This is a genomic window from Marinobacter gelidimuriae, assembly GCF_000372805.1.
Taxonomy (GTDB): domain Bacteria; phylum Pseudomonadota; class Gammaproteobacteria; order Pseudomonadales; family Oleiphilaceae; genus Marinobacter; species Marinobacter gelidimuriae.
In genome coordinates this window covers 1-21,709 of the sequence record NZ_KB889890.1, presented here as the reverse complement: position 1 = coordinate 21,709, position 21,709 = coordinate 1, and the positions used below count along the sequence as shown (strand labels likewise).

Genomic DNA, 21,709 nt, shown 5'->3' with positions numbered 1-21,709 from the left:
GGTGGCAGACAATTCGGTAGCGGGGCTGCAACAGCGCTACGGCGATCGCTGGCGTTGGCTTGCCGTCGCCACGGTTATGGCCGGCACCATGTCAACGGTGCTGAGTGCTACCGTGGTGAACGTGGCGCTGTTCACCGTAATATCCGTGCTGGGAGGCTTTGCCGCAAGCCCAGAGCAGCTTATTGCGGCGCGCATCGGTCAGGGCGCCATGGCTGGATTGATGCAGCCCATGGCCATGTTTCTGGTATTTCGAATTTTCCCTCGTAATCAACGCGGCCGAGCCATGGGCATTTACGGCATGGGCGTGGTATTGGCCCCGGCCCTGGGGGCTTTCTGGTTGACGAACTGACCTGGCGTTACGTGATGTTCGCGCCGGTGCCGGTTACGGCTGCTGGCGTGTTTATGGTCTGGCGCTTTTTGCCGAGTCCCGAGAGCAGGCCCAAACCCTATCCACTGGATGTGCTGGGGTTGGTGCTGCTGGGCGCCACCATTGGTTTATCTCTCGACAGTTTGAACAGGCTGCAAAATGTGGTCGGCCAGGGTGATCATCAAAACGGCATGCCCACCGTAGAGGCGTTTCAGTTTGCCTGGTGGATGGTGGCGGTATTTTTGGCGTTGGCGATTATTCCAGTGTGGAAAATGCGCACCTGAAAGCGCCGGTATTGATTGCCTTTTGCAGCCAAGCGCCAGTAATCTACTTGCTCTGCCGCCGGGCTCCTTTTGTGGCCTGCGTATAATGGAACTCCTGGCTCGGTCCAGGGTCTGAACTTTGTGTACTTTTGTCTTCGAGTAGAATGTTATGGGTGTGAAAATGCGTTTATTGATACTGTTGCTGAGTGCAGCTTTTGCGCCTTTGCTGCTGGCTCAGGGCGCAGCTAAACCTCTTCCGGCTGATAAGGCAGCAAGAGTGGCTACCTACAGTATTCAGGGCGATGTGGCCGGGCAGTTGAGTGTGTTTAAAACCCGCTATGAAGACACGTTTGCAGGTATAGGTAGCGCCGAGGCTCTGGGTTATCTGGAGCTGGTGAAAGCCAACCCCGGGGTAGACCCCTGGCTGCCCGGCGAAGGCACCAGTATTACTTTGCCCCGACACTATGTTATGCCGGATGCGAAGCGCGAAGGTATTGTGATCAACCTGGCGGAATATCGCCTTTATTACTTTAGTGGCAGCGGCGTTCAGGTTTACCCGGTGGGCGTTGGTACCGAAGAAAACCCATCACCGTTAACCAATGCGCAAGTGACCATGGCGCTGACTTCGCCAGCCTGGTATCCGCCGGAGAGTATTCGCGCCGAGCACGCCGCTGTTGGCGATTTCCTACCGCGCATGATTCCGCCAGGGCCAGATAACCCGTTGGGTAGCCATGCGCTTATTCTGAGTGAAAAAGGCTATTTAATTCACGGCACCAATAAAAAATTCGGTGTCGGCATGGCGGTCAGCCACGGGTGTTTCCGCATGTATAACGAAGACATTTCGCGTTTTGCTTATCAGATTGCAAAGGGCACACCGGTGCAAATAGTACGCCAGCCGGTGAAAGTAGGTGTTGCCAACGGTCAGGTATGGCTGGAAGTGCATCGGCCCCAGGAAGATTATTCGGCAGCGGATCGCAACAAGCTTTGGCTGGCTACCGTGGAACAGTTGGAACGTCTGGCTATTGCTCACCCGGAAGTGGAAGTACGGCGCAGGGCGATTGAAATTGCAGTTGATCAAGCAAGCGGCTTGCCTACGGTGATTGGTGAGAAAATCACATCGGTGGCGAAAGGTGAGCCTGTAAAGGCCCTAGAAAATGCTGGGCAACAGCTGTATTTTTAAGCGCAGGTGCCAGAGAGCGCCCAAGCGTGGTTGTTTCAGATACAAAATCAGGACACAAAAAAAGCCGGAGTTACCCAAGCCACACATAAGGCGAGTGGCTTGAAATCAGCCGTCGGTTTTCTCACGCAGTGGTCAGTGAAGCTCTGAGCGGTCAGATGTTGCTCCGCGACGCAGGTGAGCTTTTGGGCGGCATGAAACCGGCGAAGATCAAACACTTTGCTGAGGAGCTGGGTCTTTGAGATATTTGCTGGATGCGAATACCTACATACAGGCAAAAAATCAGTACTACGGCATGGATATTTGCCCGGCATACTGGGACTGGCTAGATCAACAGTTTCAGCAAGGCGTGGTTGCTAGTGTGAATATGATTGGCAGGGAACTGCGCGATGGAAAGGGTGAGCTGGCGGAGTGGGCTCGTGAGCGCCCTGAACATCTTATCACCAACGACGACGAGGAAACCCAGGCTGTACACCCATCGACTCCCGCTGGCGCCGCAGCGCCAACCTTCGTGCCACTTGAACAGACTGTCGCCGATGCCGCCAAGCGTTGGCTGCCGTGCGGTTATAAGCCTATTCCATGTATTTTGTGGGTGTACGGGTCTGCTAAACTGGGCAGCTATGTACAAACACGCTGTGATCAGGGGGCCATGCGTGCCGGTCATTCAAAAATGTGCAAAATATCACCCGGGAACTAGCTGTGGTCAGCGCCCTGGAAGAAGAGCAGCGCCGGGTACAAAGCATTATCGGCGTGCTGCAAGAGGGCGTGCTGATGGTTGATAACGCCGGCGCTGTCCGTTACGCCAATAACGCCGCGCTGCAACTTCTGGGAATACGTGAAATCATTGAGCCGGCTAATTTCTTTGATCTTGTGTCGATCAATGATGAGGATTGCAACTATACCTTAGAGAAATTCCGGGCCAGCCAGAAAATCGATAATCTTTACGCGATTTTGCGCAATCACACCGGCGGCGAGTTTGATATCGACCTAACCATGCTAAAGGTTCGCAATGGTAAGTCCCAGGAGCGCCTGGTATTTGTATTGCGCGACGATAGCGCGCGCCGCCGGGAAAACGAGCGCCTATCGGTATGGAACGCGCCGAGGCTCTGGCGGAGCAGATTCGCGCAGGGATCGAAGCCCTGGTTGTTGAACACGAAGGCGAACACTACAGCGTAACCGCCAGTATTGGCCTTGCCCAGATCAACCCCACTGACACCAGCACAAAAGCCATTATGGCCCGTGCTGACGAGGGCTCATACCTGGCCAAAGGCCGCGGCCGTCATCAGGTGGTTGTGGTTTTGGTGTCAGGCGCCTAAAACCTGCGGATATCATTTACCACCAAACGCCTGCGGCAGCGGCCTGCCAAAGCAGACGCAGAGCCAAGGCTGTCAGTAGCAGATTCAGCACCATGCCAAAGCGCTGATCGCTGAACGCTTTCAACAGGCGCAGGCCAAGCCAGGTGCCGATAAAGCCGCAGCCAATCATCGCCACGATCAACACCAGCCAGTCGCTCAACATAAAACCGGTCAGTCCGAAAACAAGGGCTTTCGGCGCGTGTTGCAGAGCCATGGCGGTTGAAAACGTGGCGATGGTGCTAAAGCGGTCGCGGTGAATCTGTTTGATAAACGCTGCGACCAGTGGCCCGCTGGCCCCGACAAACAGGCTGATAAAACTGGTAAACGCTGAGGCTATAACAATTCCTGGAGCGCCGATGGCGGCTTTTGGCAGCTTGGGTCCCCAACACAGAAACAGCACAAACAGTGCAATGGTCAGCTGCCAGATTTGAGCGGGTAGATCCACCAGTAACCACGCACCCAGACTGGCTCCAAGCACGACGCCGGGAGCAAAAGCGGCAATCACTTTCCAGTCAACATGGCGCCAGGTCAGTGCGGCTCGGCCACAGTTTGAACCCAACTGCACCAGCCCGTGCACCGGGATAATGGCGGCTGGGGGCATCCAGCTGGCCATAATAACGATCAGTAACAGGCCGCCACCAGCACCCAGGCTGGCGCTGATCATCGAGCCGAGCACCGAGGCCAGTAACAGCAGCAGAGCAACACCTGCGGCCAAGCCATCTGGCAACAGCGCTATTTCCATTGACAGAACTCGGAGTTTTTCAGCTCGCGGCTTTCACACAGGGCCTCGGTGGCCAGCTGCACGTCAGCCACGTAATACAGTGACGACAGGCCAAAACGATCCCGCCCCAAGTTGTGGAAAATCATTCCGAACGCGATATCCCCCGCTGAATAGCGGGCCTGGTGGCGGGCAAAGTACTCTGCAGGCCGGCTTAGCAGTTCATCTTGCAGTAGGCTTTTCACTCGCCCCGCACCGCCGTGGTAGGCCTGAACCAGCAATAAACTGAACAGTTCATCGCGTTTTTGCGCGGGCAACTCACCGAAGCGATCGGTAAATGCCGGGCGCAAATTACGCGCATTCTGATTGCTCAACTGCAGAGCGCAGTCCATCTGTGCCAGCCTGTGCCAGTAATTCTCTGGTGGAATACGGCAGTCCGACAGCGCTGCAGGCGACAATTGCATAATGCCGCGGGCGTTGGCCGTTGAATGAGCTCGGGTTTGGGCGCCGCTTTCGATCAGTAATTGCCCGGCTAAATAGCGCGGTAACGCCGGCGGGAGTTCACTTAAGCGTTGCTGTTCATTGCGCTTTTTGTACACGGCCATCAGCGTTTGGTGCAACGACACTGAATCGCCCTGGCCGCCTACCTTGATGTCATCCCACGCGCCCCACAGGCGGTCTTCCTCTTTTTGGCCAAGGTAGCGGGCAATAGAGCCGGGAAGATCAACGTGGGGTTGGTCGCAGGCCAGTGCAAATGGATACCCGGTCACATCCGCCGCGCCGGCGGCCCAGGCGCTGCTGCGGCCATCCTTGAACATGTCCTGGCGGGTGTTGTTGAGCTGCTGTTGGTTGGCTTCGACGGTGTCAGCGTCTTCACTCCAGCCTAAAAACTGGCCGCGCATATCGTAAAAAATGTGGCGGTTCTGGTTGGTGCAGTAGCTGGACTCGTTCAACACCCAGCTGCGAATGGTGAGCACGTTGCGATACACTCCCTGGCTGGACCAATACGGGGCGGCCCGCACCACATCGGTCCAGGCGTCGGCCTTGCCAGGGCTGGCAGCGGCGCCGCTGGCAAACCACGGCAACGTTGCCAGCAGGGCAGCCTGTAACAGCCGGGTTATGGGGAAAAAGATAGGTGTCATAAAGGCGGTTTCGAACATTGAGTGTTTGAATATTGGCCCATGGGCCGGCCAACGTTGTTACAGGTTGAATGTGGTCTCACAATAGCAAAAGTGATGACGGTTGAAAGCATATTCATTATTTGCCGGGGCTTGTGATCTGCTGTTATCGCCCTCACGTTTATCTTTCCATGTTGTAACAGGCTATGCTGATATACAGGGAGCGCGGTTTTCCCTGTTTTATTCTGATGGCATCGAGGAGGCTAGTGCATTATGAACCAACCGATGGCAATCGAAGAACTGGTATCGGTCGCCCAGGCGGAAGCCATGGGAGAGTTAGATGCCCCGATGATGGCCATAGTGCTGGCCAGCGAACACAGCTACGATTTACCCATTCAATCTCTGGAAACCGACGTCGACAAAGCCCGTTGGGGGCTGATTCTTCGCGCTGCCAGGGAACACGTAGAAGCTGACGCGGTAGCGGTGCTGTACCCGGCCTGGACCACCATCCGCAACAAAAAGTCAGGGCCGGAGACCGATTCTGCTGCGGGCACAGAGCCTAATGGCGAGAACGACATCGAGGCGGGTGCGGAAGACGAGGTGGATGGCCCCATCGACACCCTGTTTGTGCAACTACACACCCGTGACCACATCTACTGGCGTGGTTTCGAGCAAATCCGTGACCCACGTCACCAGCGCATTATTGGTTTCCGTAAAATCAAAGCCTTGTCCACCGATTACCAGCGAGATCAAGCGCCTTCGGTTGCAGCGTGGCTCAGTACACTGTTTGACCCACTGCCCAACGAAGGCGAGGAAACCGCGATTGATCTTCAGTTGTCCGATTTACTGGACGAACCAGAAGTGAGCGCAGCTCTATACCCAAGGGAGTTGCGGGCATTGCACTGATCTCAATGACTGAATCAGCAAGATAGGAGACACAGATAGGGGACAGATTTGAAATCTGTCCCCGATTTGGCTTTTTAAATAGTACCTGCCCTTTCCACCACCCACATCAGACTGATGGCGCCCACGCCCACAAGAAGCAACGGCACCACAACCCGTTGGTAAGCGTTAACGTGTGCCAAGGCATACAATAACGGAAAACCGACGATTAGCAGCCCTAATTGCCCTAATTCCACGCCCAGATTGAAGCCCACCAGCGCAATGGCCAAGCTGGAAGTTCCGCCGGTCAGGTCGCCCAGCACGCTGGCGAAACCAAAGCCGTGCACCAGGCCGAAGGCGAACGCCAGCTTCCAGGTTTTCCGGCCCAGAAAAAGCCAAATTACATTAAGTGCGGCGAGAGCAATGGGAAGCCGAACGATATCCAGCGCTGCCAGGGCCAAGGTAAAGCTGTCGCTGGCTTTATGAGCAACCGCTGTGCTTGCGAAGGCGACCATCGACAACAGTGTAAAAGTTGTATGGCACACATCACGAGTCCTCCGGATAGCGTTCACCAGCGGCATGCCCAAGCGCGAAACCTGAGTCCAGGCGCCACCTTCCACGGTGGCACCTTTGCCATCCGCGCTTGGTGCTGGATTAATGATTCTCGCCTGGCGCACGCTGGCGGTGGTCCATGCACCGATGACCGGTTGGTCAGAGGTTGTTACGGCGCTACCGATCAAGCACTGGGTTGGCACTTCCAAGGCAAACGAGGTTGCGGTCTCGACAGTGCCGGTGCGGCGGTCACCACGAATCACGGAAACCGTGTACTCCTGGCTGAGTTGAACGTTGGCGCTGTTGGTGGCGTTACCAATGTTTTTCAGCGGAACAGAGACCATTTTCTTGTCGCCGTCCGGGCCGACCGGTAACTGGATGTCATTCAAAGTGTTTGAGAACTGGAAGCGGAATGTGAGGTTTTCTTGCGCATTGCCGCTGTTATCGATGTGAATTTCGTAAACGGCGTCTTCATCCATGTCGAAATAGTTGGGACCGTCGTAAGCGTCCTGGAGCGGCAGGTAGTTAGCAATCAAGGTAACGAAATCTTCTCGATTAGGTTCGTAGCTTCGGAACATGTAAAAATCGGTGCCGTCCACTTTTGGCACTTCGGTTATGAAAGGCGCTTCGCGGTGACTGGAGGCGTGGCTCAGGCCGGCGCTCAAACAGACGCTGGCAACAGCGATAGCCAGAGTAGAGCGCTTGCTGGTAGCCGTATCCCGTGAAGACCGTGACGCGTTTCAACAGCTCTATCAAATGGTGTCTGCAAGTATGTTTGGGCTGTGTCTGAAGCTGGCAGGGCAGCGCGACCTGGCTGAAGATGCCCTACAGGAGGCATTCATCCAGATATGGCACCGTGCTCGTGAATACCACACTGATCGCGGCATGCCGGCAAAGCCCAATCCCGCGCCAATCAGCGCTGGTTCTGGCCCGGCTGGAGTATTATCGCGACCGCTGCCGCTCTCGTTATGGCAGTTTTATTGATCCAGCCGTCGCCTGAGACTCCCCAAATGCAGCTTTCAGGCGCCATCGTTCAGGCTGGTATCAGTGATCCGCTCTGGCTGGTGAGCGAGACTGGCCATAACAACCTGCTGAAGTTGCGTTCGGTCGCCGCCAATGCCGCCAATGCCGCCGAAGCCGACAAAGATTACGAACTCTGGATCGTGCCGGAGGATGGCCAGCCCTTATCACTTGGCGTTATTCCTGTGGGTGGAGTGCATCAAGTCACACTGACGGATGCGCACAGGCAAGCGCTGTCGCAAAGTCGCACCCTCGCCATCAGTCTGGAGCCCCTCGGAGGCTCGCCGACCGGGGCGCCAACAGGTCCGATTCTGCACGTGGCTCAGTTGTACGAGATTTAGTGAACCCAAAGCGGGGACAGATTTTAAATCTGTCCCCTATCTTGCGTACTTTGCTTGCTGCGCAGGGGGTGCGGATTCGGGTTTGATGAACGGATAGTTTATAATCGCGCCCTCTTTACTATTGCACCGACAAGACACTGACGCCCAGGGCGCAACAAGGCTGATCCGTGATCGTATTTGACCAGATAGAGAAATCCTACCAGGTGGGGGGCAAGGCCATACCTGCGCTGCACCCCACCAGTTTTGCTATTGAAACCGGCGAAGTGTTCGGCATTGTCGGCCATTCCGGCGCTGGTAAATCCACCCTGGTGCGGCTGATTAACCTGCTGGAACGCCCGACCGGCGGCAGCATCAAGATCGACGGCGAAGACGTTACCCATTATAACGCCTCCCAGCTGCGCGCTTTTCGCCGCAACGTTGGCATGATTTTTCAGCACTTCAACCTGCTGTCATCGAAGACGGTTAACGACAACATTGCTTTTCCCATGAAACTGGCCGGCATCTACTCAAAAACCGAGATCCAGCAGCGGGTTGCGGAATTGTTAGAGCTGGTCAGCCTGTCTGAACACGCCACTAAATTCCCATCCCAGCTCTCCGGCGGCCAAAAACAGCGAGTGGGCATAGCCCGAGCTCTGGCCTGCCGGCCCACCATTTTGCTGTGCGACGAAGCCACCAGCGCGCTGGACCCGCAAACTACCCAATCGGTGTTGAAACTGCTGGCCGACATCAACCGCGAGCTGGGTCTGACCATCGTGCTGATTACCCACGAAATGGACGTAGTGCGCCGGGTGTGTGACCGGGTTGCGGTGATGGATGCAGGCCGCGTGGTGGAAATGGGGCCGGTGAGCGATGTGTTCCTGCACCCGCAACACCCCACCACCCGCGACTTTGTCTTCGAAAGTGAAAATATCGATAGCCTGGAACTGCAGCAGGATTTTAAAAAGGCCAAAGGCCGCATTCTGCGCCTGACCTTCAAAGGCGAGTCTACCTACGACCCGTTACTGGGCAGCGTGGCGCGCAAGTCCGGTGTCGATTTCAGCATCATCTCCGGCCGCATTGACCACATTAAAGACACGCCCTACGGCCAGCTGACCCTGGCGCTGGTAGGTGGCGACCTGGCAGTGGCCATGGCAGCGCTGGAAGCCGCAGACGTGCACGTAGAGGTGATGAACTGATGGAAGCCCTGATGCAGGATTTACTGAGCAACGTAGACTGGGTGGAAATCGGCATTGCCAGCTGGGACACCCTGATTATGGTGGCCATGTCGCTGCTGTTCAGCGTGGTGATTGGCCTGCCCGTTGGTGTGCTGCTGTTTCTGTTTGGTAAACGCCAGTTGCTCGAGCAGCCTTTAGCTTACGCGGTACTGTCGTTTGTAGTAAACGTACTGCGTTCGGTGCCGTTTATCATTCTGTTGATTGTGATGATTCCGTTCACCGTGATGATGATCGGAACATCCCTGGGCGTTGCGGGGGCCATACCACCACTGGTCGCCGGCGGCGCGCCCTTCTTTGCTCGTCTGGTAGAAACGTCGCTGCGGGAAGTGGACCGCGGCATTATCGAAGCCACCCAGGCCATGGGCGCTAACGTGCGGCAAATTGTCCTCGGCGCCTTGTTGCCGGAAGCACTTCCGGGCATCATCGCCGGTGTTACCGTCACCGCAATAACCTTGGTGTCTTATGCGGCTATGTCCGGCGTGATTGGCGGAGGCGGCCTGGGCGACCTTGCCATTCGTTTTGGTTATCAACGGTTCCAAACCGACGTTATGGTGATCACCGTAGCGCTGCTAGTAATTTTCGTACAGCTGCTACAAATGCTAGGCGATCGTCTAGTTATACATTTCAGTCGTAAATAGCGGCGAATTAACCTTTAGATTCACCCAAGGAGAACACCGATGACCTTCAAGAAGACCCTGATTGCCCTGGCCGCAGCGGCCACTTTCTCTGCCGCTGTCAGCGCCGAAGAACTCAGCATTGCTGCCACTCCAGTTCCGCACGCGGAAATTCTGGAATTTCTGAAGCCGATGCTGGCCGAGCAGGGCGTAGAACTGGACGTGAAAGTATTCACCGACTACATCCAGCCCAACGTTCAGGTCGACCAGAAGCGCATGGACGCCAACTTCTTCCAGCACCAGCCGTATCTGGACGAGTTTAACGCCGGCCGTGGTACAAATCTGGTTACGGTTACCGGCGTTCACGTTGAGCCTTTCGGAGCTTACTCCAGCAAAATCAAATCTCTGGACGAACTGAAAGACGGCGGCGTGGTTGCCATTCCTAACGACCCCACCAACGGCGGACGTGCCCTTTTGCTGCTGCAAAAAGCCGGACTGATCACCTTGAAGGAAGGCAGCAAAATCACCGCGACACCGCGTGATATTGCCGACAACCCGAAGAACCTGGAATTCAAGGAACTGGAAGCCGCTACCCTGCCGCGCATCCTGAACCAGGTAGACGTTGCCCTGATCAACACCAACTACGCGCTGGAAGCGGGCCTGAACCCGACCAAAGACGCGCTGATCATCGAAGGTTCGGATTCACCTTATGTCAACATTTTGGTGGCACGCCCAGACAACAAAGACAGCGACGCCATGAAGAAGCTGTCAGCCGCGCTGACATCCAAAGACGTGAAAGACTTTATTAACGAGAAATATCAGGGTGCTGTGGTTCCTGCATTCTAAGAGCACCTGCATTCTGATTGAGCGTTGATATAAAAAAGGCCGGGCTGCTAACGCAGCCCGGCCTTTTTGCATTTCTACAAATGCAAAAGCGCGACTTAACCGCCAGACCAGTTGGAGGTCGGGTCTGGAGTCATACGCAGGTACGACTTAACCGCCTTATAGCCTTTCGGGAAGCGCTGCTTGATTTCGTCTTCGTCTTGCAGCGAAGGCACGATAACCACGTCACCGCCGCGTTCCCAGTTACCCGGGGTCGCTACTTTGTGTTCATCGGTCAGCTGCAGGGAGTCGATAACCCGCAGTACTTCGTTGAAGTTGCGGCCAGTGCTGGCCGGATAAGTGATGATCAAACGCACTTTCTTGTTCGGATCAATCACGAACAGCGAGCGCACGGTCAGCGTGCTGTTGGCATTGGGATGAATCATGTCGTACAGCTCGGCCACTTTACCGTCGTGGTCAGCAATGATCGGGAAGTTAACGGTGCAACCCTGGGTTTCGTTGATGTCTTTGATCCAGTCGTGGTGGGAATCAACGGGGTCAACACTCAACGCCATGGCTTTCACATTGCGCTTGGCAAACTCGCCCTTCAGCTTGGCGGTCAGGCCCAGCTCGGTGGTGCACACCGGGGTAAAGTCTGCCGGGTGTGAAAACAACACGCCCCAGCCGTCGCCCAGCCAATTGTGGAAACTGATTTTGCCTTCACTGGAATCTTGTTCAAAATCCGGTGCAGTATCTCCAAGGCGTAAACTCATGTTCGCTCTCCTTCGATGCAGTATCTGATCGCGTTGCTTTGAGGAGCCGGATGACAGGAATGCAAGGGTTAGTTGATTCACCTCATCCGGCACGGGTTTGCTAGTTCTCAGCCGCAATGGCTGTTGTATCAGAGGCCTGCCGCTTTTTCTTTCTCAAAATACTCTTTGGTCAGTCTGAACACCACCGGGCTGAGTAACGCCAGGGCAATCAGGTTGGGCAGTGCCATCATGGCATTCAGCGTGTCTGCTATCAGCCAGATCAGGCCCAGGTTTACGGTTGCGCCAACCGGGATAGCGAGGACCCAGGCAATCCGATAAGGCACTATAGCCTTTACGCCGAACAGGAATTCGACGCAGCGCTCACCGTAGAATGACCAGCCGAGAAGGGTCGTAAAGGCAAAAACAGCCAGAGCTATGGCCACCACATAATCGCCAACGCCCGGAAGCGCCTGGGAGAACGCCATGGAAGTGAGTGCCGCGCCGGATTCGCCGGATGTCCATACACCAGAAGTGATGATGACCAGACCGGTGATCGTACAAATAATAATGGTGTCAATAAAGGTGCCCAGCATGGCTATCATGCCCTGATTGATCGGGTTCTTGGTTTGCGCTGCCGCATGGGCGATAGGCGCAGAACCTAAACCGGCCTCGTTGGAAAAGACACCCCTGGCAACGCCGAACCGGATGGCTGCCCAGACTGCCGCACCGGCAAAGCCGCCTTCTGCAGCGATGGGGCTGAACGCATGCTCGAAGATTAGCCCAAATGCGGCAGGAATCTCGGCGAAATTAATGGCCAGTACAACCAGTCCAGCAAGTAGGTACGACACTGCCATAATAGGAACGAGCGCACTGGCTACCTGCCCGATGCGGCGAATACCGCCAATCAGAACCATACCCACCAGAACCATCAGGATAACGCCGCTGATCCAGTGTGGTAGGCCGAATGTGGCTTCCATTACGTCTGCAACCGAGTTGGCCTGTACAGTATTACCGATGCCGAAACCGGCAATAGCGGCGAAAATGGCAAACAGTACGCCCATCCAGGCCCATTTTTTGCCAAGCCCGTTACGAATGTAATACATGGGCCCGCCGACATAAGAGCCACGCTCATCTACCTCGCGGAAGCGCACCGCGAGCACCGCTTCGGAGTACTTGGTCGCCATGCCCACCAGGGCTGTCAGCCACATCCAGAACAGGGCCCCCGGGCCTCCGAGGAAAACCGCGGTCGCAACGCCGGCGATGTTACCGGTTCCGACAGTGGCTGAAAGGGCGGTCATCAGAGCCTGAAACGGCGGAATTTCACCATCTGACTCCGCACTTGCGGCGCTGCGACCGTTCCACATCAGGCGGAAACCCGCACCGAGCTTGAATATGGGCATCAGCTTCAGGCCGAGACTTAAAAACAGCCCCACACCAAGAATGAGTATCAACATGGGTGGTCCCCAGACCAGCCCGTTAATTGCACTAAATACGTTTTCGATAGCGTCCATGAGAATCCTTTTTTATATGCCATGGTTCGATTTGTATGTGCCATGGTTTGATTTCACCCGCAATGGGTATAACTTACTGAGCTTACTCAATTACTGGTCTGTGTAAACCGGCACTTGGTGAAAGCTGGAGAATTCGGCGAATATTGCCTATGTTTACAGCATAGGGTTAAGGTTTGGCCAATGCCGGCCGGGTCAAACAGAAATGTGAGGAATTGCCCATGTGTGCACTCAGAGTTTCCGATGTTATGTCCAATCATATTGAGCCCATCCGCTGCGGGACATCCCTGACCAAAGTGGTCAAGGCGCTGCTGGAGAATCATATTTCCGGGTTGCCGGTGGTCGATGCGAGTCGGCGTTTGCTTGGTTTTGTGTCTGAGCAGGATTGTATCCATGCGTTGCTGGTGAGCAATTATCACTGTGAGGGTGATCCGATCGTGGACGATGTTATGTTCCGTGAACCCGTGTGGATTTCACCTGGCACAGCGATTGTTGACCTTGCCCAGAAACTCGGCGCTCGCAAACCGAAAGTGTACCCGGTTGTTGACCACGGCAAACTGGTAGGCATAGTCACCCGCAGCGCCATTTTGGAACACCTTGTCAAAGCAGGTTGCAGCGTGGGCATACCAAGGTTTGCTAACTCCGATGACTGAGGGTTAATCTTGTTCGGATACACTAATACCGAGGACACTATGGAACTGCTTTCAACCAACGCCAGCTTTGGCGGCGAGCACCGCCGTTATCGCCACACCGCCGCTACGCTGGAATGCCAGATGGAGTTTTCTGTTTTCCTGCCGCCGCAGGCGCTGGCAGAGCCGGGCTGTAAAGTACCGGTGTTGTACTGGCTGTCTGGCCTGACCTGCAACGATGAAAATTTCATGCAAAAAGCCGGTGCACAGAAACTGGCCGCTGAGCTTGGCTTGGCGATTGTGTGCCCGGATACCAGCCCGCGGGGCGTCAATTTGCCCGGGGAAGACGACAGCTACGATTTTGGCAGCGGTGCAGGCTTTTATGTGAATGCCACAGAGCAGCCCTGGGCTCCCCACTATCGCATGTACGATTATGTGGTGAAGGAACTGCCCCAGTGGGTAGAAAGCGAGTTGCCCGTCAGTGCTGGAAAATCCATCAGCGGCCACTCCATGGGCGGCCACGGAGCGCTGATCTGCGCGCTTAAAAACCCGGGGCTTTACCGGTCGGTATCGGCGTTTGCACCCGTTGCCCACCCGGTGGAGTGCCCCTGGGGCCAGAAAGCCTTTGCCGGCTATCTGGGTGACAACCAGGAGAAGTGGAAACAGTGGGACGCCACCCTGCTGATCGCGGATGCCCGGGAACGCTTGCCGTTACTGATTGACCAAGGCACTGCGGACCAATTTCTGGCAGAGCAGCTGAACCCGCAGGCGCTGGTGCAGGCCTGCCACAGCGTTAACCATCCGGTAACCCTGCGCATGCAGTCCGGCTACGATCACAGCTATTTCTTTATCGCGTCTTTTATTGACGACCATCTGCGCCATCACGCGGAAGCTTTGGGCCTGGCCCAGCCCCAGTTATAGCCGAACAGGCGCCAGCCCATCAGCACACTGGCGGAGATAAGCCCGCCAGTGAGCCCTACCCAGAAGCCCGCGGCGCCCATTGCCGGCACCAGAGCGCTGGTAAACGCCAGCGCATAGCCCAGCGGCATACCCACCACCCAGAATGAAAACAGCATGATGATCATCGGAATGCGGGTGTCTTTATAACCCCGCAGGCCACTGATGCAAGTGACTTGAATAACATCCGCCACCTGAAAGAACGCGGCGTACATCAACAGGGTAACGCTGACCGCCTGCACTTCGGGGTCGCTGGAATAAAGCGCGGCAATGGGCGCGCGGAATGCAAACAGAACAATCGCAAACAGCAGCGAAATAAAGGCGGCCAAAATAATCGAACTGCGTGACAGCAGACGCGCAGACTCGGGCGAGCCCGCGCCTACCAGAAAACTCACCCGCAAGGTGATGGCCATGCCCAAACTCAGCGGCAACATAAACAACAAAGACACCACGTTTAACGCAATCTGGTGCCCGGCCACCACCACTGGCCCTAACGGTGCCAGAAACAGTGCGATCACTGAAAACATGCTGGCTTCCACAAAGATGGTAAAACCAATGGGCAAACCCAGCCGCAGCACATAGTGCAGCACCCGCGGATTGGGGCGGGCGACATAGGCCAGCAGACGAAAATTCTGATACACCCGGCTGCGATTCAGGTAAACCAGCAGCCCAATCGCCGCGATACCGTTAGACAGTGACGTGGCCCAGCCGCAGCCGACACCCCCCATAGCGGGAATGCCCAAACCGCCATAGATGAACAAATAGTTCAGCGGCAGATTGAACAGGGTGCTGATCAGTGAAAACACCATAATCACCCGGGTATGGCCCAAACCATCGGTCAGCCCGCGTAGCGCGGTGATTATTAGCAGCGCCGGAATGCCCCAGGCGAAGGCGTCCAGGTAGCCTTGGGCAATGCCGGCGGTGGCGGGTTCCAGTTTTAGCAGGGTCAGCACAGGGTGCACATTTGTTAGCAAAACAATCATGATCACGGACGCAGCGGCGGCAATATACAGCCCTTGCCAGACCGTTGGCATAATCCGTCGCAGTTTGTTGGCGCCTTTATAGCCGGAAATGATGGGCTGCTGGGCGCTTAGAACGCCCCAGAAAAACAGGAACAACGGCATCCATAAGCTGGAACCAATACCCACGGCGGCCAGATCCTGGGCGCTGGCGTGGCCGGCCATAACGGTGTCAATCACGCCGTTTGCCATCTGTGCAACCTGCGCGACCAGAATCGGCCCGCCCAGTACTGCCAGGGTTTTCCATTCCAGCAGCACCCGCGTAGCGAAAGGCTGGCGAGTAGCGGGCAGTGGCTGGTGCAGTTCATCCATAACAAGTGTCCGAAATACGGTCGAATTCGGTGGCGGCTCTGAATGACCAGTCAGGCGCCGTCTATCGGGGAGCGGATGTTACCGGATTCGGGCGCCCAGGGGCATTGCGCATTGTCCGCATAGGCGTTAGTCAAGGCTTTTTTGCGTCCTGTAATCGGTCGCAAAAGCAGGTAAAATGTCGCCCTTCATTTTTTGCAGGCGTAGCGGCATGGGCTTCTTGGTATTTGTTACCGTTCTCTGGGCGTTTTCGTTCAGTTTGATCGGCGAGTTTCTGGCGGGCAGGGTAGACAGCTACTTTGCCGTTCTTACCCGGGTACTGCTGGCGGCGCTGGTGTTTTTACCGCTTACCCGCTGGAGCGGCGTGCCTGCTGGGCTGAAAAAAGGCATTCTGGTCAGCGGTATGCTGCAGTTTGGCATTACCTACGTGTGCCTGTACCAAGCTTTTAGTTATCTGTCGGTGCCAGAGGTACTGTTGTTCACCATCTTCACCCCTCTGTATGTGACCCTGGCGGACGACGCCCTGAACCGGCGTTTTTCCCCGGCGGGGCTGGTGGCGGCCGCAGTGGCTACCTTGGGCGCTGGCGTTATTCGCTATGATGGCCTGAGTGAAGATTTCATCACCGGCTTTTTACTGCTGCAGGTGGCCAATATGACCTTTGCCGCGGGCCAGGTGGGTTACAAACACGTGATGGCACGCTACCCCTTGCCCATTCCACCCTGGCGCACCTTTGGTTACTTTTTCTTTGGCGCCTTAATAGTGGCGCTGCCGTCGTTCCTGATGTTTGGCAACGCGGACAAGCTGCCCGCCACACCCACGCAGTGGGGCATTCTGGCCTGGCTCGGGCTGGCGGCATCGGGCCTGGGTCTGTTTCTGTGGAACCGTGGCGCCTGCTACGTAGACGCCGGCACCCTGGCGGTGATGAATAATGCTCTGGTGCCTGCCGGTTTATTAGTGAATCTGCTGATCTGGAACCGCGATGCGGATATTCCTCGCCTGGCTGTGGGCGGCGCGATCATTCTGGCGTCTTTGTGGCTGAACTCGTGGCTACGGGCTCGCTGGAGCGGGGCTGGAGGCAGAATTTGAGCGATTGGCTGGCATCAGCTGGCCAGTGCTGGCAAAATTCCGCCCCAAGAGCCCTAGCCTGATCCAGGGCGATCCTTTTTAAACTCATTCCTTAGCCCAAAGCACAGGACAAGAACATGACTCAGTCGAAAACGACCTCGAGCAGCAACGCAGGTTTGTCCCGTGGTCTCTGGTCTTCCCGCTTCGCCTTTATTCTGGCGGCAACCGGTTCTGCCGTTGGCCTTGGCAACATTTAGAAATTCCCTTATGTAACCGGTGAGAACGGCGGTGGTGCCTTTGTATTGGTGTACTTATTGTGCATCGCTGTTATTGGTGTGCCCATCATGATGGCGGAGGTGTTCATTGGCCGCAACGGCCGTCACAACCCCATCACCAGCATGCGCCTGGTCGCTGAGCGCAACCTGAAATCGCCCGCCTGGCGCATTTCAGCGGTGATCGGCATGATCGCGGCTTTTGCCATTCTGTCGTTCTATTCGGTAATTGGTGGCTGGGCGGCGTCTTATGTTGGCCATGCGGCCATGGGCGACTTCACCGGCGGCACTGCGGAATCCATTGGTGATCTGTTCGGCGGCCTGTTTGGCACACTGTTCTTTGTGTTGCTGCTGTTTGCTGCCTGGACCTCCGGCATCTCGTTGCTGGAGCCGGTGGTGATCGAGATAGTTCCGGCGGGCACTTTTTACCCGGCGCGAGCGCAGGCTTTAACCCTGAGGCTTTTGTAAAGCCGCAGCAGGACGAGCTGAAAAAGTTACTCAGCAGCTATGCAGATTCCCACTTAGGGCACGTGTTTGATGACGGCCCGGCTCCCACCGGCAAGCGTTACTGCATGAACTCAGCGTCTATGCGTTTCATTCCGCTGGCGCAGATGGCCGACGCTGGCTACCGCGACTTTATTGACGAGGTAGAACCCGTTAACTGAGTTTTTAGCCAGACGCCATGTTCAGGCGTGACATCAAAGCCACAGATCGCTCACCGGTGTTTGCTCACCAAAATGGTGGGCGATTTGTGCTTGCAGTAATTCTGCGGTGGCAATGGCATCCATTAGCGCGTTGTGCGCGGCATAGTGGGGCAACCCATAACGTAAACGGCTGTCTGCCAGGCGAATAGACAGCGGTTTTTGGTCCCGCCAGCTTTGCCAAAAGGTGGGCCGGCGGTCCGGGTGCAGGTGCGCTTCTATGGCCATAGTATCCAGCAGCGGAAACTGAATCCCTTCCTGCAACCGGTAGCGCAAAGCCACATCCAGAAATGGCCGTTCGATATCACGGTAATGCACCACCGGCAAACGCCCCGCCAGGCATCCCAGTAGTTCCGGCAAAATGTCGACCAGATCTGGCGCCTGTTCCAGATCGGCGTGGGTAATACCGTGAATCGTCACCGAAGTTTGGCGCAAGGCAAGCTTGGGCTTCACCAGCCAGTGGCGGGCGGCGCTGAGCTGAATACCCTCCAGAGTAAACGGCACCAGGCCAACGCTGATGATGGAATGTTCTGTGGCGCTCAAACCGGTGGTTTCAAAGTCTATCGCCACCATCGGCACCTGTGACAAAGGCGTATTCGCGTCGCAGCAGCCGGCCTGGTAAAAAGCCTTCAATAGGGGGTTGTTAGTGGCCTCTGTCAGGGTCTGATAGCGGTCAGGCCAAGGCACATTGGCAAAGGGCTGGGATGGCGGTGTATCCATGTCTTCAAGAGACATTGCGTGCAATCTGGGCGTTGTAGCGATATTTCAGAAATTTCTGGGCGTCGCTGAGCACCTGAAAAGCGTCTTTCAGATGGTTCCGCTCGAAAGGCGAAAGATCCTGCGGGCGCACGTTGTTGTCCGGCTCGCGCCCGGCTTCAATAGCCAGCGCCTGATGGCGAATACGCACAATGGCGATAAACTCCAGGGCATCCCGCAGGTTACCAATGCCGTCGTCCAGAATCAGACGGGTTTTGCCGATGGCGTCCAGGCGCTCGAACGAATTCTGGGCCTTGGAGCCACAAGCCAGTGCGTGTATGCGAATAAGGTCTGACAGCGGCGCCGTGCCACGGCGTTTCAAATTGAAGGTTTTGTCGTGCTTGCCGTGTTTGCCGTCTTCTTCCATCACGAAATTACGGAAGAAGCCCAAAGGTGGCGTGCGATTCAGAGCATTGCGCGCCATCATTGCCAAAAAGCGCTGGCTGTTTGACGCCTTTTGCGCCACCAGAGTTTTTAGCTGTTCGGCAAAATCGGTTTCCCCGTAAATACCGTCAAGATCAAAAAAGATATTACTGTTAAGCAGGGCCCGGGCCTGGGGGTTATCAATCCAGTCGCTGAAGTAGGCTTTCCAGGCCTTCAGCGGCTGGCGCCAGCGCTCATTGGTGGCCATGATGTCACCCGTGCAGTAGGTGTAGCCGCACTCAGCCAGGCCGTCGCTGACAAACTTTGCCAGTTCCAGAAAATAGACGTCGTGTTCCTCTGCCACAAAGCTGTCGTCCAGAATCATGGCGTTGTCTTGATCGGTCACCACCAGCTGTTCATCCCGCGCCATAGAGCCCAGGGCCATAAAGCAGTAGGGCACGGGCGGTGGTCCCAGCTTCTCCTCGCCTAGTTCCAACAGCCGTTGGGTGAAACTACGGCCAATCCCCGCCAGGGCACTGCCAATCATGTGCGAGTTGGCGTCTTCATTCACCATGCGTACGAAGCTGTCGCGCACTTCCAGGCTAATTTTCTTCAGGCCTTTTACGCTGGTTTGGTGGTAAATATTGCTGACTAGATACAGGCTGCTCTGGCTTTCATATTTCACGATGTCAGACAGCGCAATCACTCCGCGCACTTCGTGATCGTTCATCACCGGTAAATGATGCACGTTGTTGTGCAACATGGTCAGCATGGCCTCAAAAATGTAGTGGCTGGCCGGTATGGTGATCAGACCTTCGGTCATAATCTCGCTAATCGGTGTTTCTGACGGCAGGGCTTCAGTCACCGCGCGGATGCGCAGGTCGCGATCGGTGATAATGCCTTTCAGTCGCGCCTGGTCGCCTTCCCCTTCCATCAGAAGCAGCGCTGACACGCTGTTTTCGGTCATGATTCGAGCCGCTTCCTGCAGCCGCACGGTATAAGGTGCAGACACGGTTTTGCGTGAAATTAGCCGGCTTACCCGCGAAGTCATCAGCTGGTTGGATTTTTCACGCCGCGATACCGCGGAGCGCAAACGGCTGCGGTCTTCAATTTCCACGTAGTCCGCAAAACCCTCGTCCTGTTCGAACAGATAATGGAAGGTTTCTGCCGGGATACGGTAAATCAGGCTGTCTTCAAGTACGGTAGCTGGAAAACGCACGTGTTTGTTCATCAGCAGGCCAAATGCGCCAAAGATTTCACCCTCACCAATCCGGTTATACAGTTCGCCCGAGCGTCGAAAAATCTCTACCGCGCCGCTGCGAACGTAATACAGCGCCTTGCTGGGATCGTTGATGCGCAAAAGCTCGGTGCCGGCACGGGCATAAACGATCTCGATGGTTTCGGTGACACGGTTAACCAGTTCCTCTGGCATCTCGTTAAACGGCGAATGCTGGAGAAGGTGGTTACGAATGTCGATCAGTTCAGCCTGCATGCAGCCCCCAGAGTGGATTGAATAGTGCTTGGCCAAAACTATAGCAGAAAGCACTGTTTGATCGTGGGTGATAGCGCCAAAACGGCTGGCGGTGCTAGGCGCAGCCATGAACCCGCTTACTTTCGCCGGCTTGAAGCCGGATCGCTTGCCCGACGGAGTCACACTTCTCAGGCCTGGAATTTTCATTTTGCGCGGGAAATCCCGTCCTTTTAGGTCGGGGAGGAATAGCGCGTCGTGCATTAGCGCGACTCGTTTTCCCTGTCTCCCTCCTCCTTTCGTTGGTTGGGTTGAATGTGATAGCCGTAGCCATCGGCTCGTTGGGTTAAGGTGCAATACTTGTGCGAAATACCCTGAACAGCGCCGTTTACTGTCTGAATATTGAAGCTGCCGGTTTTTCGAACCGCGACTCGGCCACTCCAAGCACCCATTTTTGTGCCTTTTGGCACAATGGCTCTCACCATGTCGCCCGTCTGGAATCCCTGCACGTGTTTATGGCGCATCAGGTAGCCACGAGGGAATCCGTATTTTGTGAGTCGGGTGCGCTGATAGCTACCTCGACCGTTCGCTTTGATACTCAACGTTGGGATATCCCAGTCGGCGATCGCCTCAACTTGGCCCACGCAAGCGGCATCTAACGCGTGGGTTTTCGGAATACCCAATCGACAGCGATTAAACTTGGTACGACCACCGGTGCCCACTTCAACAGGCAGGCCCGTTTTCTTCAGCGCCTGATACAGCGCCCATCGGGTTGAATTGACCGCGGAGGCGTCTCTTAAAGGCTTTTTGCATTGTTTTAGAATGCAATCTAACCTGGCTTGGTGGTTCTTCAGCCGTTTGGATGTGGCAAAGAAATCGACCAGGGACTGCCGGCCTTTTTCCTGATTGCAGGGCTGACACGCAAGCGTCAGGTTGCTGATGCGATTCGAGCCCCCGTTGGCCTTTGGGTCGATATGCTCAATTTGCAGCGGTGTATCGGTGTCGGTGCAGTAAGCGCACTCGCGCCCCCATTTTTCCAGCAGGTACTCACGAATTTCGTAGCCCAGCAAAGTACCCTGTTGATATTCGACGCCACTGATTTCCGGGTTTGCCATTTTCTGCGTGTCGAACCGAACCAGCTCTTGACTAATGCCGGCAACCGGAACCAAAGCCCGGAGCCGATTCACCAGGCTTTTCGTGGTGTCGACCCGATGCTGGAGGCTAGGTGCCAGCCAGCCTTTCGGTTTGGTTCGATTGTTGAATCGGGGTTCCCGATAGCGAATTTGATTGCGACGCCGGCGGCGGAACGCCCGACGCTGCTCCAGAGACTGGCTGATCTGGCGTCCGCGATGGGCCAGCTCCATCAACGCCAGAACGTGTTGCTTCTGGCCGTTTTCTCGTACAACGGCAATCCCGGTGGTCTTGCTGCCCGGGTCAATCTTTACTCGCACCGGCTGTGTGGTCCC

Annotated in this window: 23 protein-coding genes and 2 pseudogenes; 16 read left to right on the top strand and 9 right to left on the bottom strand. The window is 55.9% G+C overall.

Going from position 1 to position 21,709, the window contains the following annotated elements:
- Position 1: 1 nt before the first annotated feature.
- From A3OI_RS24680 to A3OI_RS22765, 5 genes and pseudogenes are all read left to right on the top strand, one after another.
- A pseudogene (locus tag A3OI_RS24680) lies at positions 2-540 on the top strand (MFS transporter); the annotation flags it as partial.
- A gap of 259 nt (positions 541-799) precedes the next feature.
- A complete protein-coding gene (locus A3OI_RS0110800) occupies positions 800-1,810 on the top strand; it encodes a L,D-transpeptidase family protein (RefSeq protein WP_018404291.1) in 1,011 nt (336 codons plus the stop codon).
- Between the two features lie 235 nt (positions 1,811-2,045).
- Positions 2,046-2,504 carry a DUF4411 family protein gene (locus tag A3OI_RS21945; protein ID WP_018404289.1) on the top strand — a complete coding sequence of 153 codons (459 nt, stop codon included), beginning with the start codon at positions 2,046-2,048 and terminating at the stop codon, positions 2,502-2,504.
- Positions 2,480-2,983: a PAS domain-containing protein gene (locus A3OI_RS0110785; protein ID WP_177313705.1), complete on the top strand. Its 504-nt coding sequence runs from the start codon at positions 2,480-2,482 to the stop codon at positions 2,981-2,983. Before A3OI_RS21945 ends, A3OI_RS0110785 begins: the two co-directional genes overlap by 25 nt.
- Positions 2,896-3,123 carry a GGDEF domain-containing protein gene (locus A3OI_RS22765; RefSeq protein WP_155903102.1) on the top strand — a complete coding sequence of 76 codons (228 nt, stop codon included), beginning with the start codon at positions 2,896-2,898 and terminating at the stop codon, positions 3,121-3,123. The genes A3OI_RS0110785 and A3OI_RS22765 overlap by 88 nt, the downstream gene beginning before the upstream one ends.
- Before the next feature lie 16 nt (positions 3,124-3,139).
- Here A3OI_RS22765 and A3OI_RS0110775 read toward each other — a convergent pair whose 3' ends face one another.
- Both A3OI_RS0110775 and A3OI_RS0110770 read right to left on the bottom strand, forming a co-directional pair.
- Positions 3,140-3,904: a sulfite exporter TauE/SafE family protein gene (locus A3OI_RS0110775; RefSeq protein ID WP_018404287.1), complete on the bottom strand. Its 765-nt coding sequence runs from the start codon at positions 3,902-3,904 to the stop codon at positions 3,140-3,142.
- Positions 3,895-5,040: a hypothetical protein gene (locus tag A3OI_RS0110770; protein ID WP_018404286.1), complete on the bottom strand. Its 1,146-nt coding sequence runs from the start codon at positions 5,038-5,040 to the stop codon at positions 3,895-3,897. The genes A3OI_RS0110775 and A3OI_RS0110770 overlap by 10 nt, the downstream gene beginning before the upstream one ends.
- Before the next feature lie 231 nt (positions 5,041-5,271).
- Between A3OI_RS0110770 and A3OI_RS0110765 the strand changes: the two genes are divergently transcribed.
- Positions 5,272-5,904, top strand: coding sequence for a hypothetical protein (locus A3OI_RS0110765; RefSeq protein ID WP_018404285.1), 633 nt, complete (start codon positions 5,272-5,274; stop codon positions 5,902-5,904).
- A 74-nt stretch (positions 5,905-5,978) separates the two neighbouring features.
- Here A3OI_RS0110765 and A3OI_RS23885 read toward each other — a convergent pair whose 3' ends face one another.
- Positions 5,979-7,097 carry a DUF4331 family protein gene (locus A3OI_RS23885; RefSeq protein WP_018404284.1) on the bottom strand — a complete coding sequence of 373 codons (1,119 nt, stop codon included), beginning with the start codon at positions 7,095-7,097 and terminating at the stop codon, positions 5,979-5,981.
- A gap of 37 nt (positions 7,098-7,134) precedes the next feature.
- On the opposite strand from A3OI_RS23885, the gene A3OI_RS21935 reads away from it, so the two are divergent.
- The 5 genes from A3OI_RS21935 (at position 7,135) to A3OI_RS0110735 (ending at position 10,467) form a co-directional block, all read left to right on the top strand.
- Positions 7,135-7,416 (top strand): sigma factor, encoded by a 282-nt coding sequence (locus A3OI_RS21935; RefSeq protein ID WP_018404283.1) that lies wholly within the window; start codon positions 7,135-7,137, stop codon positions 7,414-7,416.
- Positions 7,401-7,793 (top strand): anti-sigma factor, encoded by a 393-nt coding sequence (locus A3OI_RS21150; protein ID WP_407635523.1) that lies wholly within the window; start codon positions 7,401-7,403, stop codon positions 7,791-7,793. Before A3OI_RS21935 ends, A3OI_RS21150 begins: the two co-directional genes overlap by 16 nt.
- A 167-nt stretch (positions 7,794-7,960) precedes the next feature.
- Positions 7,961-8,968, top strand: a complete 1,008-nt coding sequence (locus A3OI_RS0110745; RefSeq protein WP_018404281.1) for a methionine ABC transporter ATP-binding protein — start codon at positions 7,961-7,963, stop codon at positions 8,966-8,968.
- Positions 8,968-9,645: a methionine ABC transporter permease gene (locus A3OI_RS0110740; RefSeq protein WP_018404280.1), complete on the top strand. Its 678-nt coding sequence runs from the start codon at positions 8,968-8,970 to the stop codon at positions 9,643-9,645. Before A3OI_RS0110745 ends, A3OI_RS0110740 begins: the two co-directional genes overlap by 1 nt.
- A gap of 39 nt (positions 9,646-9,684) precedes the next feature.
- On the top strand, positions 9,685-10,467 hold the full coding sequence (locus tag A3OI_RS0110735) for a MetQ/NlpA family ABC transporter substrate-binding protein (protein WP_018404279.1): 783 nt from the start codon (positions 9,685-9,687) through the stop codon (positions 10,465-10,467).
- Between the two features lie 95 nt (positions 10,468-10,562).
- On the opposite strand, the gene A3OI_RS0110730 is transcribed toward A3OI_RS0110735, so the two are convergent.
- Both A3OI_RS0110730 and A3OI_RS0110725 read right to left on the bottom strand, forming a co-directional pair.
- Positions 10,563-11,216, bottom strand: coding sequence for a peroxiredoxin (locus A3OI_RS0110730; protein WP_018404278.1), 654 nt, complete (start codon positions 11,214-11,216; stop codon positions 10,563-10,565).
- 128 nt (positions 11,217-11,344) lie between these two features.
- Positions 11,345-12,706, bottom strand: coding sequence for an alanine/glycine:cation symporter family protein (locus tag A3OI_RS0110725; protein ID WP_018404277.1), 1,362 nt, complete (start codon positions 12,704-12,706; stop codon positions 11,345-11,347).
- A gap of 218 nt (positions 12,707-12,924) precedes the next feature.
- Here A3OI_RS0110725 and A3OI_RS0110720 point away from each other — a divergent pair, with 218 nt between their 5' ends.
- Both A3OI_RS0110720 and fghA read left to right on the top strand, forming a co-directional pair.
- Positions 12,925-13,356, top strand: coding sequence for a CBS domain-containing protein (locus A3OI_RS0110720; RefSeq protein WP_026224134.1), 432 nt, complete (start codon positions 12,925-12,927; stop codon positions 13,354-13,356).
- Between the two features lie 39 nt (positions 13,357-13,395).
- Positions 13,396-14,253, top strand: a complete 858-nt coding sequence (gene fghA, locus A3OI_RS0110715) for an S-formylglutathione hydrolase (protein ID WP_018404275.1) — start codon at positions 13,396-13,398, stop codon at positions 14,251-14,253.
- On the opposite strand, the gene A3OI_RS0110710 is transcribed toward fghA, so the two are convergent.
- Positions 14,214-15,620: an MATE family efflux transporter gene (locus tag A3OI_RS0110710; RefSeq protein ID WP_018404274.1), complete on the bottom strand. Its 1,407-nt coding sequence runs from the start codon at positions 15,618-15,620 to the stop codon at positions 14,214-14,216. The genes fghA and A3OI_RS0110710 overlap by 40 nt on opposite strands.
- A 208-nt stretch (positions 15,621-15,828) precedes the next feature.
- On the opposite strand from A3OI_RS0110710, the gene A3OI_RS0110700 reads away from it, so the two are divergent.
- The 3 genes and pseudogenes from A3OI_RS0110700 (at position 15,829) to A3OI_RS24675 (ending at position 17,620) form a co-directional block, all read left to right on the top strand.
- Positions 15,829-16,704, top strand: coding sequence for a carboxylate/amino acid/amine transporter (locus A3OI_RS0110700; protein ID WP_018404273.1), 876 nt, complete (start codon positions 15,829-15,831; stop codon positions 16,702-16,704).
- Between the two features lie 116 nt (positions 16,705-16,820).
- A pseudogene (locus A3OI_RS19895) lies at positions 16,821-17,279 on the top strand (sodium-dependent transporter); the annotation flags it as partial.
- A gap of 38 nt (positions 17,280-17,317) precedes the next feature.
- Positions 17,318-17,620 (top strand): peptide-methionine (R)-S-oxide reductase, encoded by a 303-nt coding sequence (locus tag A3OI_RS24675; RefSeq protein ID WP_407635524.1) that lies wholly within the window; start codon positions 17,318-17,320, stop codon positions 17,618-17,620.
- A 33-nt stretch (positions 17,621-17,653) separates the two neighbouring features.
- Here A3OI_RS24675 and A3OI_RS0110680 read toward each other — a convergent pair whose 3' ends face one another.
- The 3 genes from A3OI_RS0110680 to iscB form a co-directional block, all read right to left on the bottom strand.
- Positions 17,654-18,391: a 3'-5' exonuclease gene (locus tag A3OI_RS0110680; protein WP_018404269.1), complete on the bottom strand. Its 738-nt coding sequence runs from the start codon at positions 18,389-18,391 to the stop codon at positions 17,654-17,656.
- Positions 18,381-20,267, bottom strand: coding sequence for a DUF294 nucleotidyltransferase-like domain-containing protein (locus tag A3OI_RS0110675; RefSeq protein WP_026224133.1), 1,887 nt, complete (start codon positions 20,265-20,267; stop codon positions 18,381-18,383). The genes A3OI_RS0110680 and A3OI_RS0110675 overlap by 11 nt, the downstream gene beginning before the upstream one ends.
- Before the next feature lie 239 nt (positions 20,268-20,506).
- Positions 20,507-21,709: RNA-guided endonuclease IscB (gene iscB / locus A3OI_RS0110670; RefSeq protein ID WP_018404267.1), on the bottom strand; the 1,203-nt coding region annotated here is incomplete at its 5' end.

What these genes read in the sequence shown, in the direction of transcription:
- fghA (WP_018404275.1), top strand. Translation starts at nt 13,396, where the DNA reads ATGGAACTGCTTTCAACCAACGCCAGCTTTGGCGGCGAGCACCGCCGT.
- A3OI_RS21150 (WP_407635523.1), top strand. Translation starts at nt 7,401, where the DNA reads ATGGCAGTTTTATTGATCCAGCCGTCGCCTGAGACTCCCCAAATGCAG.
- A3OI_RS0110735 (WP_018404279.1), top strand. Translation starts at nt 9,685, where the DNA reads ATGACCTTCAAGAAGACCCTGATTGCCCTGGCCGCAGCGGCCACTTTC.
- A3OI_RS0110680 (WP_018404269.1), bottom strand. Translation starts at nt 18,391, where the DNA reads ATGTCTCTTGAAGACATGGATACACCGCCATCCCAGCCCTTTGCCAAT.
- A3OI_RS0110800 (WP_018404291.1), top strand. Translation starts at nt 800, where the DNA reads ATGGGTGTGAAAATGCGTTTATTGATACTGTTGCTGAGTGCAGCTTTT.
- A3OI_RS0110765 (WP_018404285.1), top strand. Translation starts at nt 5,272, where the DNA reads ATGAACCAACCGATGGCAATCGAAGAACTGGTATCGGTCGCCCAGGCG.
- A3OI_RS22765 (WP_155903102.1), top strand. Translation starts at nt 2,896, where the DNA reads ATGGAACGCGCCGAGGCTCTGGCGGAGCAGATTCGCGCAGGGATCGAA.
- A3OI_RS0110700 (WP_018404273.1), top strand. Translation starts at nt 15,829, where the DNA reads ATGGGCTTCTTGGTATTTGTTACCGTTCTCTGGGCGTTTTCGTTCAGT.
- A3OI_RS0110740 (WP_018404280.1), top strand. Translation starts at nt 8,968, where the DNA reads ATGGAAGCCCTGATGCAGGATTTACTGAGCAACGTAGACTGGGTGGAA.
- A3OI_RS0110725 (WP_018404277.1), bottom strand. Translation starts at nt 12,706, where the DNA reads ATGGACGCTATCGAAAACGTATTTAGTGCAATTAACGGGCTGGTCTGG.
- A3OI_RS0110770 (WP_018404286.1), bottom strand. Translation starts at nt 5,040, where the DNA reads ATGTTCGAAACCGCCTTTATGACACCTATCTTTTTCCCCATAACCCGG.
- A3OI_RS0110775 (WP_018404287.1), bottom strand. Translation starts at nt 3,904, where the DNA reads ATGGAAATAGCGCTGTTGCCAGATGGCTTGGCCGCAGGTGTTGCTCTG.
- A3OI_RS0110730 (WP_018404278.1), bottom strand. Translation starts at nt 11,216, where the DNA reads ATGAGTTTACGCCTTGGAGATACTGCACCGGATTTTGAACAAGATTCC.
- A3OI_RS0110720 (WP_026224134.1), top strand. Translation starts at nt 12,925, where the DNA reads ATGTGTGCACTCAGAGTTTCCGATGTTATGTCCAATCATATTGAGCCC.
- A3OI_RS0110675 (WP_026224133.1), bottom strand. Translation starts at nt 20,267, where the DNA reads ATGCAGGCTGAACTGATCGACATTCGTAACCACCTTCTCCAGCATTCG.
- A3OI_RS0110710 (WP_018404274.1), bottom strand. Translation starts at nt 15,620, where the DNA reads ATGGATGAACTGCACCAGCCACTGCCCGCTACTCGCCAGCCTTTCGCT.